At 75.0% G+C, this 14,080-nt stretch carries 13 protein-coding genes; 10 read left to right on the forward strand and 3 right to left on the reverse strand.

Annotated features, from left to right (window positions below):
- Window positions 1-78: 78 nt before the first annotated feature.
- The 4 genes from groL (at window position 79) to QMQ26_RS20250 (ending at window position 3,055) form a co-directional block, all read left to right on the forward strand.
- Window positions 79-1,701, forward strand: a complete 1,623-nt coding sequence (groL, locus tag QMQ26_RS20235; protein ID WP_100836811.1) for a chaperonin GroEL — start codon at window positions 79-81, stop codon at window positions 1,699-1,701.
- Window positions 1,702-1,822: 121 nt separating this feature from the next.
- Window positions 1,823-2,473: a Uma2 family endonuclease gene (locus QMQ26_RS20240; protein ID WP_282202227.1), complete on the forward strand. Its 651-nt coding sequence runs from the start codon at window positions 1,823-1,825 to the stop codon at window positions 2,471-2,473.
- 22 nt (window positions 2,474-2,495) lie between these two features.
- A complete protein-coding gene (locus QMQ26_RS20245) occupies window positions 2,496-2,858 on the forward strand; it encodes a hypothetical protein (protein WP_100836809.1) in 363 nt (120 codons plus the stop codon).
- A complete protein-coding gene (locus QMQ26_RS20250; RefSeq protein WP_404813924.1) occupies window positions 2,855-3,055 on the forward strand; it encodes a DUF4031 domain-containing protein in 201 nt (66 codons plus the stop codon). Before QMQ26_RS20245 ends, QMQ26_RS20250 begins: the two co-directional genes overlap by 4 nt.
- A 116-nt stretch (window positions 3,056-3,171) precedes the next feature.
- Here the strand turns inward: QMQ26_RS20250 and QMQ26_RS20255 are convergent, their stop codons facing one another.
- Window positions 3,172-3,801, reverse strand: coding sequence for an HD domain-containing protein (locus QMQ26_RS20255; protein WP_282202228.1), 630 nt, complete (start codon window positions 3,799-3,801; stop codon window positions 3,172-3,174).
- 164 nt (window positions 3,802-3,965) lie between these two features.
- Here QMQ26_RS20255 and QMQ26_RS20260 point away from each other — a divergent pair, with 164 nt between their 5' ends.
- The 5 genes from QMQ26_RS20260 to QMQ26_RS20280 all read left to right on the forward strand — a co-directional run bounded on the left by QMQ26_RS20260 (window position 3,966) and on the right by QMQ26_RS20280 (window position 9,610).
- On the forward strand, window positions 3,966-4,667 hold the full coding sequence (locus QMQ26_RS20260) for an ABC transporter ATP-binding protein (RefSeq protein ID WP_100836807.1): 702 nt from the start codon (window positions 3,966-3,968) through the stop codon (window positions 4,665-4,667).
- Window positions 4,664-7,369, forward strand: a complete 2,706-nt coding sequence (locus QMQ26_RS20265; RefSeq protein WP_282202229.1) for an FtsX-like permease family protein — start codon at window positions 4,664-4,666, stop codon at window positions 7,367-7,369. Before QMQ26_RS20260 ends, QMQ26_RS20265 begins: the two co-directional genes overlap by 4 nt.
- Before the next feature lie 113 nt (window positions 7,370-7,482).
- Window positions 7,483-7,812: a PadR family transcriptional regulator gene (locus QMQ26_RS20270; RefSeq protein ID WP_404813925.1), complete on the forward strand. Its 330-nt coding sequence runs from the start codon at window positions 7,483-7,485 to the stop codon at window positions 7,810-7,812.
- Window positions 7,809-8,810 carry a hypothetical protein gene (locus tag QMQ26_RS20275; RefSeq protein WP_282202230.1) on the forward strand — a complete coding sequence of 334 codons (1,002 nt, stop codon included), beginning with the start codon at window positions 7,809-7,811 and terminating at the stop codon, window positions 8,808-8,810. The genes QMQ26_RS20270 and QMQ26_RS20275 overlap by 4 nt, the downstream gene beginning before the upstream one ends.
- Window positions 8,811-8,923: 113 nt before the next feature.
- Window positions 8,924-9,610, forward strand: coding sequence for a copper homeostasis protein CutC (locus tag QMQ26_RS20280; RefSeq protein ID WP_282202231.1), 687 nt, complete (start codon window positions 8,924-8,926; stop codon window positions 9,608-9,610).
- Between the two features lie 78 nt (window positions 9,611-9,688).
- Here the strand turns inward: QMQ26_RS20280 and QMQ26_RS20285 are convergent, their stop codons facing one another.
- The gene (locus QMQ26_RS20285; RefSeq protein WP_282202232.1) at window positions 9,689-11,875 is read right to left on the reverse strand and encodes a HelD family protein; all 2,187 of its coding nucleotides are present in this window, start codon (window positions 11,873-11,875) and stop codon (window positions 9,689-9,691) included.
- A 316-nt stretch (window positions 11,876-12,191) separates the two neighbouring features.
- On the opposite strand from QMQ26_RS20285, the gene QMQ26_RS20290 reads away from it, so the two are divergent.
- Complete coding sequence (locus QMQ26_RS20290) at window positions 12,192-12,356, forward strand: hypothetical protein (RefSeq protein ID WP_158585433.1); 165 nt, start codon at window positions 12,192-12,194, stop codon at window positions 12,354-12,356.
- 82 nt (window positions 12,357-12,438) lie between these two features.
- Here the strand turns inward: QMQ26_RS20290 and QMQ26_RS20295 are convergent, their stop codons facing one another.
- A complete protein-coding gene (locus tag QMQ26_RS20295) occupies window positions 12,439-14,067 on the reverse strand; it encodes a DNA repair helicase XPB (RefSeq protein WP_100836801.1) in 1,629 nt (542 codons plus the stop codon).
- Between the last annotated feature and the right edge of the window lie 13 nt (window positions 14,068-14,080).

The raw sequence follows: 14,080 nt of genomic DNA on the forward strand, positions 1-14,080 counted from the left end.
ACCCCCGCTCTCCTGGGCCGTCCGTCGCGGGCACCCCTTGGTCCGAGCAGTCGACCGTGTCCCGGAGGACCACTTCTGATGGCCAAGATCATCGCCTTTGACGAGGAAGCCCGCCGCGGCCTTGAGCGTGGCATGAACCAGCTTGCCGACGCCGTGAAGGTCACGCTCGGCCCCAAGGGTCGCAACGTCGTCCTGGAGAAGAAGTGGGGCGCCCCCACGATCACCAACGACGGTGTCTCCATCGCCAAGGAGATCGAGCTCGAGGACCCGTACGAGAAGATCGGCGCCGAGCTGGTCAAGGAGGTCGCCAAGAAGACCGACGACGTCGCGGGTGACGGCACCACCACCGCCACCGTGCTCGCCCAGGCGCTCGTCCGCGAGGGTCTGCGCAACGTCGCCGCCGGCGCCAACCCGATGGCCCTCAAGCGCGGCATCGAGAAGGCCGTCGCCGCCGTCTCCGACCAGCTGCTGGCCCAGGCCAAGGACGTGGAGACCAAGGAGCAGATCGCCTCCACCGCCTCCATCTCGGCCGCCGACACCCAGATCGGCGAGCTCATCGCCGAGGCCATGGACAAGGTCGGCAAGGAAGGCGTCATCACCGTCGAGGAGAGCAACACCTTCGGCCTGGAGCTTGAGCTCACCGAGGGCATGCGCTTCGACAAGGGCTACATCTCCGCCTACTTCGCCACCGACCTGGAGCGCATGGAGGCGAGCTTCGAGGACCCGTACATCCTCATCGCCAACTCCAAGATCTCCTCGGTCAAGGACCTCCTCCCGCTGCTGGAGAAGGTCATGCAGAGCGGCAAGCCGCTCGTCATCATCGCCGAGGACGTTGAGGGCGAGGCCCTCTCCACCCTGGTCGTGAACAAGATCCGCGGCACCTTCAAGTCCGTCGCCGTCAAGGCCCCGGGCTTCGGCGACCGCCGCAAGGCCATGCTCGGCGACATCGCCATCCTGACCGGCGGCACCGTGATCTCCGAGGAGGTCGGCCTCAAGCTCGAGAACGCCGGCCTGGACCTGCTGGGCACCGCCCGCAAGGTCGTCATCACCAAGGACGAGACCACCATCGTCGACGGCGGCGGCGACAGCGACCAGGTCGCCGGCCGGGTCAACCAGATCCGCGCCGAGATCGAGAACTCCGACTCGGACTACGACCGCGAGAAGCTCCAGGAGCGCCTGGCGAAGCTCGCGGGCGGCGTGGCCGTCATCAAGGCCGGCGCCGCGACCGAGGTCGAGCTCAAGGAGCGCAAGCACCGCATCGAGGACGCGGTGCGCAACGCCAAGGCCGCCGTCGAGGAGGGCATCGTCGCCGGTGGTGGCGTCGCCCTGCTCCAGGCCGGTGTCGCGTTCGAGAAGCTGGAGCTGGAGGGCGACGAGGCCACCGGTGCCAACATCGTCCGCGTGGCCCTGGAGGCCCCGATCAAGCAGATCGCCACCAACGCCGGCCTCGAGGGCGGCGTCGTGGTCGAGAAGGTCCGCAACCTGCCCGCCGGCCACGGCCTGAACGCCGCGACCAACGAGTACGTCGACCTGATCGCCTCCGGCATCATCGACCCCGCCAAGGTCACCCGCTCCGCCCTGCAGAACGCCGCCTCCATCGCGGCGCTCTTCCTCACCACCGAGGCCGTCATCGCCGACAAGCCGGAGAAGGCCGCCGCGGCCGCCGGCGGCGGCATGCCGGGCGGTGACATGGACTTCTGATCCGACCGCCGGTTCCCACCGGCCCGGATCGGTCAGTCTCACGCCGCGAGGGCGGCCTCCTTCGGGAGGCCGCCCTCGCGGCGTTCTCGCCGGGGTCACCCCTTCGTGGGACGCTGGGGCCATGGACGGTTTCGGCGGCTTCGGGCCCGACTACCTTGAGGGCGAACAGCGTCATGAGGAAGAGGGGAGGCCGACGATGGCGGTCATGGCGGTCGAGTCGGACCAGCAGTGGTCCTACCTGCTGGACACCTGGCGGGAGCTGGACGCCCCCGAGGGCTGGCGCACCGAGATCGAGGGAGGCCGGATCCAGTTGGTGCCACCGCCGAACATGGATCACAACGTGATCGCCGTGCTGATCAGCCGTGCGCTGATCCGACACCTGCCTGATGAGCTGGGGGTTTTCCAGACGGCGGGAGTGCAGATCGCCCGGTTGGAGAAGCTGTACATTCCGGATCTGCTCGTGGCCGGGATGGCGGACTTGCCGAAGGAGGGGCCGATGGATGCCGCAGAGGCGCTGCTGGCCGTCGAGATCACCTCGCGCAGCACGGCTCGGCAGGACCGGACGAAGAAGCTCTGGGGCTACGCGCACGCGCCCGTCCCGCTCTACCTGCTGATCGACCGCTTCGACCAGCCGGGGCCGACGGTGACGCTCTACTCCGAGCCCTCCGACGGCGCGTACGGGCAGAGCGTGCGGGTGCCGTTCGGCAAGCCGGTCGAGTTGCCCGAGCCGTTCGGGATCGAGCTGGACACGGCGGGCTTCCCGGTGCCGTAGCCGGGTGCGGGACAATGGGCGGATGGCCAGTAGTCCCGACCTCGAAACCGCCCTGCACAACGCGCGGGCGCTGATCCTCGCCGACCTCACCGCCCGGGACGTCGCCGACGCGGCGATCGTCTCGTTGGTGGAGGACGCCGTGACGCACCGCCGCTGGTGGCTCGAACAGTGGCCGGACGGGCGGGAGTTCGTGCTCGGGCTGATCGCGCAGGACGTGCAGGACGCGCTGTTGGAGTCGTACGGGCGGTGGCCGCTGTGCACCGCGTGCGCGGTGGAGGAGGACGACCCGCACGCGCTCGGGGTCGAGCCCGAGCTGGGGCCGGACCCGCACTGGGTGTGCGGCAAGCGCGGCGTGGTGGTGGCCCCGGTCGGGGGGCTGGTGTGATCCTCGTCGACCCGCCGGAGCGGCCCGGCCGCGGCAGGTGGCGGTCGCACCTGGTCGGTGACGTCTCGTTGGTGGAACTGCACGCCGTCGCCGCCGAGTCGGGCGCCCCGGCGGCGGGCTTCGAGCATGACCTCCCCCAGCCTCCGGCCGGGGGACCCCCTTCGGCATCCCGGCGGCCTGGTACGAACGGGCGCTAGCGCCGGGCGCGGTGCCGGTGCGGAGCCGGGAGCTGGTGGCCCGGCTGACGGCGGCGGGGCTGCGGGTGCGGAGGGCGCGCGGCTAGCGTCCGGTGCCGCACCGGTGCCGCGCGGGGTCAGCGTTCGAGGTCGGCGAGTTCCGCGTGCAGGTTGCGGCGGGCCGGGGCGTCGTAGCGGGCGTGGGCCTCGGGGGTGCGGTAGAGGGCGGGCAGGGCGAGGAGCTGGCGCAGGATCGCGGCGCGGCCCGCGCGGAAGGCGTCCGGGGGGACGAAGGAGTACTCGTCACGGACGGCGGCGGCGTAGGCGGCGTACGCCTCGGGCGGGCCGCCGAGGACGGCGAGGTCGGCGTCGCAGAGGACTTCGCCGTTGCGGTCGCCGGGGGCGGGGTGGTGGTCGGCGGTGAGCCGGACCAGGCGGTCGACCTCGTGGACCAGGGGTTCGGGCAGGCCGGCCTCGCGCAGGGCGCGGCGGGCGAGGGCGGCGCTGCGTTCCTCGTTCTCGGAGCGGTCGGGGCGGTAGACGGCGTCGTGGAACCAGGCGGCGAGGCGGACGGCGTCGGGGTCGTCGGCGTGGGCGGCGAGTTCGTCGACGCGGTCGAGGACGGCTTCCAGGTGGGTGGTGGTGTGGTAGCGGCGCTGCGGCTCGGCCCAGCGGGCGAGCAGGTCGCGGGCGTAGGGCTCGGGGTCGGCGGTGGCTCCGCAGCGGGTGAGCAGGTCGTGCCAGCGCGCGGACAGCGGTGCGGTCATGGCGGCCATTGTGCTCCCTCGGTCGGGGTCGTCCCGGTCGCGGTGGGCGGATGTGACCCAGCTTATATGTAGTTCACCGACTTATGACGCAGACTTGAGTCATCGCCGTCCGGCCGCTATACATACTCGGTATGCAAGACGTTCCGCTGTTCCGAGGGGGAGCCATGACCGGATCGAACGCGCAGGCCGTGCTGCGCCTGGAGGGGGTCGGCCGGGTGCACGGCCGGGGTGCGGCCGAGGTGCACGCGCTGCACCCGATCGACCTGGAGGTGCGGGCCGGGGAGTTCCTGGCCGTGATGGGCCCGTCCGGCTCGGGCAAGTCCACCCTGCTGGCGCTGGCCGGCGGCCTGGACCGGCCGTCCAGCGGGCGGGTGCTGGTGGAGGGCGCCCCGCTGGCGGGGCTGAGCCGGGCGAAGCTGGCCGACGTGCGCCGCCGCTCGGTGGGCTACGTGTTCCAGTCGTACAACCTGATCCCGTCCCTGACGGCGGCCGAGAACATCGCGCTGCCGCGCGAGTTGGAGGGCGTCCCGGCCCGCACCGCCCGCGCCGAGGCGCTGGAGGTGCTCGCCGAACTGGGCGTCGCCGAACTGGCCGACCGCTTCCCGGAGGACATGTCCGGCGGCCAGCAGCAGCGGGTCGCGATCGGCCGGGCGCTCTCCGGCGACCGGCGGCTGGTGCTGGCCGACGAGCCGACCGGCGCGCTGGACTCGGCGACCGGCGAGGCGGTGCTGGAGGTGCTGCGGACCCGCTGCGACGCCGGGGCGGCCGTCATGATGGTCACCCACGACGCGGGCCACGCCGCCTGGGCGGACCGGGTGGTCTTCCTGCGCGACGGCCGGGTCGCCGAAGAGGCGGTGCGCCGGTGAGCGCCCTGCGCGCGGTGCTGCGGATGGCCCGCCGCGACGCCTGGCGGGCCAAGGGCCGCAGCGCCCTGGTCGCCGCGATGATCGCGCTGCCGGTGCTCGGCGCGACCGGCGTGGACGTGGTACACCGCAGCGGGCAGCTGACCGCCGCCGAGCGCTCCGACCGGCTGATGGGCCGGGCCGACGCCCTGGTCGGCGCGTACGACCCGGGCCGGACGATCGAACAGGCGGTCTTCCCCGGCGACGGGGTCCGCACCCTGCCGCAGCGCCCGGACACCGCGCCCGACGCCGAGCAGCAGCGCGCCGCGAGCACCGAACCGACCGCCCTGCTGGGCGAGTTGCTGCCGCCCGGCAGCACCCTGACCCCGGCCCGCACCGGCCCGGTCGCCGCCGTGCGGAGCCGGGACGGCCTGGCCCCCGTCGACACCTTCGAGGCCGACCTGACCGGACGGCTCTGGCAGGGCCGGATCGACCTGGTCTCCGGCCGGGCCCCCGCCGCCCCGCACGAGGCCGCCGCCACCCGGGCCTTCCTGGAGACCACCGGCCTGCGGATCGGCGACACCGTCACCGTCCGCGGCCTGGAGTCCACCCCGTTCACCCTGACCGGCACCGTCGAGCACCCCGGCGACCTGAACGCCTCCGAACTGGTCGCCCGCCCCGGCGAGTTGTACCGGCAGCTGGACGAGGCGCAGGTGGCCGCCGGGCTCGCCCCGCAGACCCCGTCCGCCGAGCAGGCCGCCGCCCGCAAGGCCGCCTGGCTGGTCACCCTGCCCGCCGGGGCCGCGCTCGGCTGGGAGCAGGTCCGCGAACTCAACCGGTACGGCTACACCCTGACCAGCCGCCAGGTCGCCGCCCACCCGCCCGCCGAGGCGCTGGCGCGGCAGGAGGCCGTCGGCGCCCGGGACGAGCGCGAACGCACCCTGATGACCGCCGCCACCACCGCCGCGATGGCGCTGCTGGAGGTCGCCCTGCTGGCCGGACCGGCGTTCGCCGTCGGCGCCCGCCGGGCCCGCCGCCAACTCGCCCTGCTGGGCGCGGCCGGCGGCCGCCCCGGTCACGTGCGGGCCGTGGTGCTCGGCGGCGGCCTGGTGCTCGGCGCGGTCGGCGCGGCGGCCGGCGGCGTGCTCGGCGCGCTCCTGGTGGCCGTGCTGCGCCCCCGGCTGGAGGAGTGGGGCGGCAGCCGGTTCGGACAGCTGGCGCTGCGTCCGGCCGAACTGCTGCCGATCGCCGCCGTCGGCGTCCTCACCGCCGTGCTGGCGGCCCTGCTGCCCGCGCTCCAGGCCGGCCGCCGCGAGGTGCTGGCCGGGCTGACCGACCGCGACCCGGTGCGCCGGGCCTCCCGCTGGACGTCGCTGCTGGGCCTGGCCGCCGTCCTGCTGGGCGCCGCGCTGGCGCTGTACGGGGCGGTGGCCGGGCAGGTCGCCGGACCGCCGGTGCTGGCCGGGCTGAGCGTGCGCACGCTGTCCGTGCTGGGCGGCGCGGTGCTCGCCGAACTCGGCCTGCTGCTGTTCACCCCGCTGCTGCTCGCGCTGCTCGGCCGGCTCTCCCGCCGGCTGCCGGTCGGCCCCCGGCTGGCGCTGCGCGACGCCGCCCGGCACCGCTCCCGCACCGCGCCCGCGGTGGCCGCCGTGCTCGCCGCCGTCGCCGGGGCGGTCGCGGTCGGCGTGCACACGACCGGCGCGGAGGTCCAGGACCGGGCCGCCTACCGGCTGGAGCAGCCGGTCGGCTCCGTCCGGCTCGTCCTGCACGGCGACGAGCAGGCGATGTCCCAACTGCGCACCGCCCTGCCGCAGGACCTGCCGGACCTCGGCGAGCGCGCCGACCTCTACCAGGCGCAGTACGTGTTCTGCGAGGGCTGCAAGGGCCTGGTGTACGCCGCGGGCGGGCCCTCGCGCTACGACGCGGGCGACATCGGCCGCCCGCTGGTGGTCGGCGACACCGCGGCGCTGCACAACCTGCTGGCGCTGCGCGACCAGCGCGCGCAGGACGCGCTGCTCGGCGGGAAGGCCGTGGTCACCGACCCGTCCTACCTGCACGACGGCCGGGCCGTGCTGCGGATGCAGGGCAACGGGCAGCAGGTCACCGAGGTGCGGCTCGACGCGGTGCTGGTCGAGCGCCCGGCCGCGCAGCGCTACACGCCGGTGCTGGTCGCCCCCGACACGATCCGCCGGCTGGGCCTGACCGTCGAGCCCGCCGGGGCGGTCTGGCTGCCGTCCGTTCCGGTCGGCGAGCGGGCCGAGCAGCGCGGCGCCGCCACCGTGGCCCGGCTCGCCCCGCACGCGGAGTTCGGGGTGGAGCGCGGCTTCGTGCCGCAGGACAGCACGGTGCGGATCGCGCTCACCGGCTTCGCCGCGCTGGTGGTGCTCGGCGCGGCCGTGGTCTCCACCGCGCTGGCCGCCGCCGACGCCCGCCGCGAGCGCGCGCTGCTCTCCGCGATCGGCGCCCGCCCGCGCACCCGGCGCACCGTCGCCGGGCTGCAGGCCGGACTGATCGCCCTGCTCGGCGCGCTGCTCGGCACCGTCAGCGGCTTCGTCCCGGCGTTCGCCCTGCTGCGCTCCCGGGCCGCCGGGGTGCTGGGCGGCCCGGCGGTGAGCCTGGCCGACGTGCCGTGGACGACCGTCGCGCTGCTCGCCCTGGGCCTGCCGCTGCTGGCCGGGCTGCTCGGCGCGCTGCGCCGGGACGACCTCACCGGGTGGCGGGGGTGAGGCGGGGCGCCGGGCGGGGGCGGCGCGGATAGCCCGGCGGTCGCGGAGACGGCCGCCGGGGTGGCGCGGATAGTACGGTTGGCGATATATGTAGTCGTATGACAGAACGCGCCATGCAGGAACCCACCCTGCTGCTGCTCACCGCCCTCGCGGACGCCCCCCGGCACGGGTACGCGCTGATCCAGGAGATCGACGCGATCTCCGGGGGGCGGGTGCGGATGCGCACCGGCACCCTGTACGGCGCGCTCGACCGGCTGCTCCAGCAGGGCCTGATCGCGGTCGCCGCCGAGGAGATCGTCGACGGCCGGGCCCGCCGCACGTACGCGCTCACCGACGGCGGGCGCGGCCTGCTCGCCGCCGAGGCCGAGCGCCTGCGCTCCGTCGCCGCCGAGGCCCAGCGCCGCCTCGGCGGCGCCGCCGCACCCCGGGGGGCCACCGCGTGAGCGCCGTCGTCCCCGGCGGGCACCGCGCCGGTGTCGCCCTGCGCACCGTCCTCGCGCTGTACCCCGCCCGCTACCGCCGCGACCGGGGCGCCGAACTCGCCGAGGTGTTCGCCGACACCACCGCCGGGGCCGGGCGGCTGGCCACCGCCCGCGAGGCGTTCGACCTCGCCGCCTACGGCCTGCGGCTGCGCACCGGCCTCACCTCCACCGCGCGCGGCGGTCGGCTGCTGGCCGCCGCCGCCCCGCTGCTGGCCGGTACCCTGTTCGGGCTCCTCGCGCTCCCCGGCGACATGCGCTTCTGGCGGGTGCCGGCCGCGGCCCGGGCCGGGTTCGACGCCCCCTGGCGCCAACTGCCGGACAACCTCGCCCTGTTGGGCCTGGCCGTCGTCCCCGTGCTGCTGGCCGCCGCCGCGGCGTTCGGCGCCTGGCGGGCGGTCCGGACGCTGGCCGCGACCGTCGCCCTGCTCGCCGCCGTCCGGCTCGCGGTCGCGGCGTTCACCGCCCCCACCACCTGGGTGCTGCTGCTGGACGCCACCGCCCTGCTGCCCTACCTCGCCGCGGGCGCGCTGCTCCTCGCCGCCCCCGCCGACCTGCTGGAACGGCCCAGCCGCCTGCTGGTCGCGGCCGGGGCGGGCGCCGGACTGCTGGTGACGAGGGCTCAGGGCGGCTACGACACCTGGCACCTGATGGACGGGTGGATGCCGCTGCTGCTCCTGCTCGCCCCGCTGCTGCTGCTCCTGTGCGCCGCCCGCGAGCGGCTGCTGCCCGCGGCGATCGGCCTGGCCGTGCTGCCGCTGACCACCTGGTTCAGCCTGTTCAGCCTCTGGGAGCAGGTCGGCGGGATGTGGCGGCTGGCGCCGCTGGCGGCGGCCGGCGCGCTCGGGCTGCTGCTCACCGGGCAGGCGCTGTCGGCCGGCCGGGCGGCCCGCGAGGGACGGAACGGCCTGGACGGTCTGGACGGTCTGGATGGTCCCGGCGGGCGGGCGGAACTCTCCTAGCGGGACGAACGGTGCGCCAACGGGGCGCGGCCGGAACGCGATCGGCGGGAGAAGCGGGGCCGAACGGCGGCGGGGGCTCGCCCGCCGCCTGCCGATGTGGCAGGCTATCCGATATGTCTAGACCAATGTTCGAAGTCATCGCGCTGACCCCCCAGGACGCCCGGGCCGCCGAGTCGGGCGGCGCCGACCGCCTCGAACTGGTCACCGACATGGCCGCCGACGGGCTCACCCCCACCACCAGGGACTTCGCCGCGATCCGCGCCGCCGTCGACCTCCCGCTGCGGGTCATGCTCCGCATCCGCGACGGCTTCACCCCCGGCGACCTCGACGACCTGCTCGCCCGCACCGCCGCGCTGCGGGCCGAGGGCGCCGAGGAGTTCGTGCTCGGCTTCCTCACTCCCGACGGCGCGGTCGACCTCGCCGCGACCCGGGCCGTCGCCGAGGCCGTCGACGGCTGCCGCTGGACCTTCCACCGGGCGATCGACCACAGCGCCGACCGCTCCGAGGTCCGCGCCGCCGTCGCCGACCTCCCCGGCCTCGACACCTTCCTCACCTCCGGCGCGGCCGGCGGCGTCGACGCCGGCCGCGAGGTCCTGCTCGGCGAACTCGCCAAGTCCGGCGAGCCCGGCTACCGCCAGCGGATTCTGGTCGGCGGCGGCCTGCGCGCCGAGCACGTCCCCGAGCTGCGCGCCGCGGGCTTCGACGCCTTCCACATCGGCGGCGCGGCCCGCGAGGGCGGCTGGGCGGGTGCGGTCGACCCGGCGAAGGTCGCGCAGTGGCGCGAGCTCATCGGCACCTGAGCCGGTAGGGGCGCGGGGAACCGCGCCCCTGACCGCGCTGCGGCGGGTGCGGCGGTTCTCCCCGCGCCCCCTTGACCGCTAGGCCAGTTCGGCCGGCAGCGGCTGCGCGTGCAGCACCGTCAGGCCGGAGACCGCGCGGGTCAGCGAGACGTAGAGGCGGCGCAGGCCGGTGCGGTGGTCGGGCTCGCCCGCGACGATCGCGGCGGGTTCGTCGAGGACCACGTGGTCGTACTCGAGGCCCTTGGCGAGCGAGGCCGGGACGAGGGTGAGGCGGGCCTCGGCGGTGGTCTCGGTGCCGGGGTCGAGGAAGGGCAGCCCCGCGGCGGTGAGCGCCGCGGCGAGCGCCGGGACGCGGGCGTCCGCGGCGATCAGGCCGACCGAGCCCTCGTGGCCGAGCGCCGCGCGGCAGGCGGCCAGGACGGCCGCGTCCAGCCCGTCCGGCCCGTCCAGCCCGTCCGGCCCGTCCGGCCCGTCCGGCCCGTCCAGCCCGTCCGGCCCGTCCGGGACGTCCGGGACGTGCCGGAGGGCGAGCGAGCCGGGCAGGTCGCGGACCGAGGTGGCGGGGGCCAGGCCGGGGGCGATCGCGGGGAGCAGCCGGGAGGCGTAGGCGATCACCTCGCCGGGGACGCGGAAGCCCTGGGTCAGCTCCTCGACGTGCGCGCCGTCCTTGCCGAGGTGGTGCAGTGCCTCCGGCCAGCTGCCGGTGGCCCACGGGGTGGTGCCCTGGGCGAGGTCGCCGAGGACGGTCGCCGAGCCGGTGGTGCAGCGCCGGCCGACCGCCCGGTACTGCATGGGGGAGAGGTCCTGGGCCTCGTCGACGACCACGTGGCCGAGCGAGGGGGTGCGGTGCACCAGGTCGGCGGCCTCGTCGATCAGCACGGCGTCGGCGGCGGACCAGGGCGCGGTGCGGGCGGAGCGCGGGGGTTTGGCCCAGAGCAGGGCGGCCTGCTCGTCGGCGTCCAGCACGCCGTCCGCCGCGGCGGCCAGGAAGTCGGCGTCGCCGAGCAGCCGGTGCACCAGCTTGACCGGGTCGACGGCGGGCCAGCACGCCTTGACGGTGGCCTTGACCGCCGCGTTGCGGGCGACGGCGTCCTGCACCCGGTCGTCCGGGGCCTCGCCGCCCTGCTCCATCTTCACCAGCACGGCGTGCGCGATCCGCTGCGGCAGCGCCTCCAGGGCGGCCCCGTAGCGGATCTCCCGGGCCATCAACTCCCGGACGATCTCCTCCAGTTCGTGCGCGGGCACCCGCCAGCGGCGGGAGCCGCGGACGACCACGCAGGGCTCGGTGGGCAGCGTGATGCCGGCCCGCACCGCGGTGCGCAGGACGCGGGCCATCCGGGCGTCGCCCTTGATCCGGGCGGTGCCGGCGCTGTCGGTGCCGCGGACCTCGACGTGGCCGACCAGCTCCTGCACGGTGGCCTGGGCGACGTCCAACTCGCCGAGGGCGGGCAGCACCTGCTCGATGTACCGGAGGAAGGAGCGGTTCGGGCCGACCACCAGGGTGCCGGTGCGGGCCAGGCGCTCGCGGTGCGCGTACAGCAGATAGGCGACGCGGTGCAGGCCGACGGCGGTCTTCCCGGTGCCGGGGGCGCCCTGGACGCAGATGGTGCCGGTGACGTCGGCGCGGACGATCTCGTCCTGCTCGGGCTGGATGGTGGCGACGATGTCGCGCATCGGACCGACGCGGGGCTTCTCGATCTCGGCGGCGAGCAGCGCGGAGCGCAGCGAGGAGGGGGTCCCCCCGGCCGAAGGCTGGGGGAGGGTGTCGGCCTCGTCCGGGTCGGAGAGGTTCTCGTCCTCGTAGGCGGTCAGCTCGCCGCCGGTGTAGCCGAACCGGCGGCGCTTGGCGACGTCCATCGGCTCGGTGCGGCTGGCCCGGTAGAACGGCTGGGAGACCGGGGCGCGCCAGTCGATCACCATCGGGTCGCCGTCGGCGTCGTGCACGTGCCGGCGGCCGATGTAGAAGCGCTCGCCGCCGCCGCCCTCGGACTCGGACGCGCTGATCGCGTGCAGGTAGTCGAGGCGGCCGAAGAACAGCGGGGTGTGCGCGAGGTCGGCCAGCGCCTTGATCCGCTCGTCGACCTGCCGCTGCAGCACCTGGGCGGAGACCCAGGTGCCCGCCACGTCGCGCAGGTCGAGCGCTTCGACGTCCTCGCGCATCGCCTTCAGCGCGGCCCGGGAGGCGGCCAGGTGGGAGCGTTCGCGGCCGAGCGGATCGGTGTCGGCGGCGAGCGCGTCGGCGGGGGTGGGAGTGGGGGAGTGCACGGCGGACCTTCCCGGCCGCCCGGCGGAAGGGGGCGGCGGACTCGTCTGGGCTCACGGTGAAAGGACACCGGCCGGTTCCCGAGCGGCCGGCACTCCCACGGCTGCCGGAGACGCTGGCACCACGGTTCGGGAGGGGCAGACGGACGATCCTAGACCCGGCACCCACCGGGTGCGAATCCTTTTCCGGGCCCGTCCCCTGGGGGAGTCCCCCGGTACCGGGGTAGGGGGACGTACACCCCGGGAACGAGACGTGCCGCCGCGGGCCCGGGCCTTTGGGCCGATGCGCCCGCCCCGTTCGTGAACCTACCGTGGAGACATGAGGACCGAACGAGTGAACCCCCAGCTCAACGGCGTCCACGGCGCCCACCCCGCCGCGGAGCGCCGCCGCCACCCGGTGGCCAACGCCGTCCGCAACGTCGGCATCGTGCTCGACACCGCCGCGCGCGTGCTCTTCCTCGGGCGCGACGGCGTCAGGCTCTGACCGCGGGCCGACGAGCCGTGGCCCGACGAGCCGTGGCCCGACGAGCCGTGGCCCGACGAGCCGGCCGGCCGCGGGCCGGCGGCTACAGGTCGTCCGCGTCGACGATCCGGTACGCGTAGCCCTGCTCGGCCAGGAAGCGCTGGCGGTGCGCCGCGAAGTCCTGGTCGACGGTGTCCCGGGCGACCACCGAGTAGAAGTGCGCCGCGTGCCCGTCCGCCTTCGGACGCAGCACCCGGCCCAGCCGCTGGGCCTCCTCCTGTCGGGAGCCGAACGTCCCGGACACCTGGATCGCGACGGTGGCCTCCGGCAGGTCGATCGAGAAGTTCGCGACCTTCGAGACCACCAGCACGCCGATCTCCTTCGACCGGAACGCCTCGAACAGCTTCTCCCGCTGGGCGTTCGAGGTCTCGCCCTTGATCACCGGGGCGTCCAGCGCCTCGCCCAGCTCGTCCAGCTGGTCGATGTACTGGCCGATCACCAGGGTCTGGTCGCCCTCGTGCTTCTTCACCAGCCGCTCCACCACCCGGCGCTTGGTCGCCGTGGTCGAGCAGAACCGGTACTTCTCCTCCGGCTCGGCCGTCGCGTACGCCAGGCGCTCGGAGTCGGTCAGCGTCACCCGCACCTCGCAGCAGTCGGCGGGCGCGATGTAGCCCTGCGCCTCGATCTCCTTCCACGGGGCGTCGAACCGCTTCGGGCCGATCAGCGAGAACACGTCGCCCTCCCGGCCGTCCTCGCGCACCAGCGTCGCCGTCAGGCCGAGCCGGCGGCGGGCCTGCAGGTCGGCGGTGAACTTGAACACCGGCGCGGGCAGCAGGTGCACCTCGTCGTACACCACCAGGCCCCAGTTGCGGGCGTCGAACAGCTCCAGGTGCGCGTACACGCCCTTCCGCTTGGTCGTCATCACCTGGTAGGTGGCGATGGTGACCGGGCGGATCTCCTTGCGGGTGCCGCTGTACTCGCCGATCTCGTCCTCGGTCAGCGAGGTCCGCTTCACCAGCTCGTGCTTCCACTGCCGGGCCGAGACGGTGTTGGTCACCAGGATCAGCGTGGTCGACTTGGCCTCCGCCATCGCCGCCGCGCCCACCAGCGTCTTGCCCGCGCCGCACGGCAGCACGACCACGCCGGAGCCGCCGTGCCAGAACCCGTCCACCGCGTGCCGCTGGTACGGGCGCAGCTGCCAGCCGTCCTCCCGCAGCTCGATCGGGTGCGCCTCGCCGTCCACGTACCCGGCGTGGTCCTCGGCCGGCCAGCCCAGCTTCAGCAGCACCTGCTTGACCTGCCCGCGCTCCGAGGGGTGCACCAGCACGGTGTCCGGATCGACCCGGGCCCCCACCAGCGGCACGATCTTCTTCGAGCGCAGCACCTCCTCCAGCACCGGCCGGTCGGTGGTGGTCAGCACCAGCCCGTGCACCGGGTGCTTCTGCAACTGGAGCCGCCCGTAGCGCGCCATGGTGTCCGCGACGTCCACCAGCAGGGCGTGCGGCACCGGGTAGCGCGAGTACTTCACCAGCGCGTCCACCACCTGCTCCGCGTCGTGCCCCGCCGCCCGCGCGTTCCACAGCCCCAGCGGCGTCACCCGGTACGTGTGCACGTGCTCCGGCGCCCGCTCCAACTCGGCGAACGGCGCGATCACCCGCCGGCACTCCGCCGCCTGCGGGTGGTCGACCTCCAACAGCAGCGTCTTGTCACTCTGCACGATCAAGCAGGACACGCATACCTCCACG

This window comes from Kitasatospora fiedleri (assembly GCF_948472415.1).
Lineage (GTDB): Bacteria > Actinomycetota > Actinomycetes > Streptomycetales > Streptomycetaceae > Kitasatospora > Kitasatospora fiedleri.

Coding starts and splice junctions, on each gene's coding strand:
- groL (WP_100836811.1), top strand. CDS start 79: ATGGCCAAGATCATCGCCTTTGACGAGGAAGCCCGCCGCGGCCTTGAG.
- QMQ26_RS20255 (WP_282202228.1), bottom strand. CDS start 3,801: ATGACCGCACCGCTGTCCGCGCGCTGGCACGACCTGCTCACCCGCTGC.
- QMQ26_RS20240 (WP_282202227.1), top strand. CDS start 1,823: ATGGACGGTTTCGGCGGCTTCGGGCCCGACTACCTTGAGGGCGAACAG.
- QMQ26_RS20280 (WP_282202231.1), top strand. CDS start 8,924: ATGTCTAGACCAATGTTCGAAGTCATCGCGCTGACCCCCCAGGACGCC.
- QMQ26_RS20290 (WP_158585433.1), top strand. CDS start 12,192: ATGAGGACCGAACGAGTGAACCCCCAGCTCAACGGCGTCCACGGCGCC.
- QMQ26_RS20245 (WP_100836809.1), top strand. CDS start 2,496: ATGGCCAGTAGTCCCGACCTCGAAACCGCCCTGCACAACGCGCGGGCG.
- QMQ26_RS20270 (WP_404813925.1), top strand. CDS start 7,483: ATGCAGGAACCCACCCTGCTGCTGCTCACCGCCCTCGCGGACGCCCCC.
- QMQ26_RS20260 (WP_100836807.1), top strand. CDS start 3,966: ATGACCGGATCGAACGCGCAGGCCGTGCTGCGCCTGGAGGGGGTCGGC.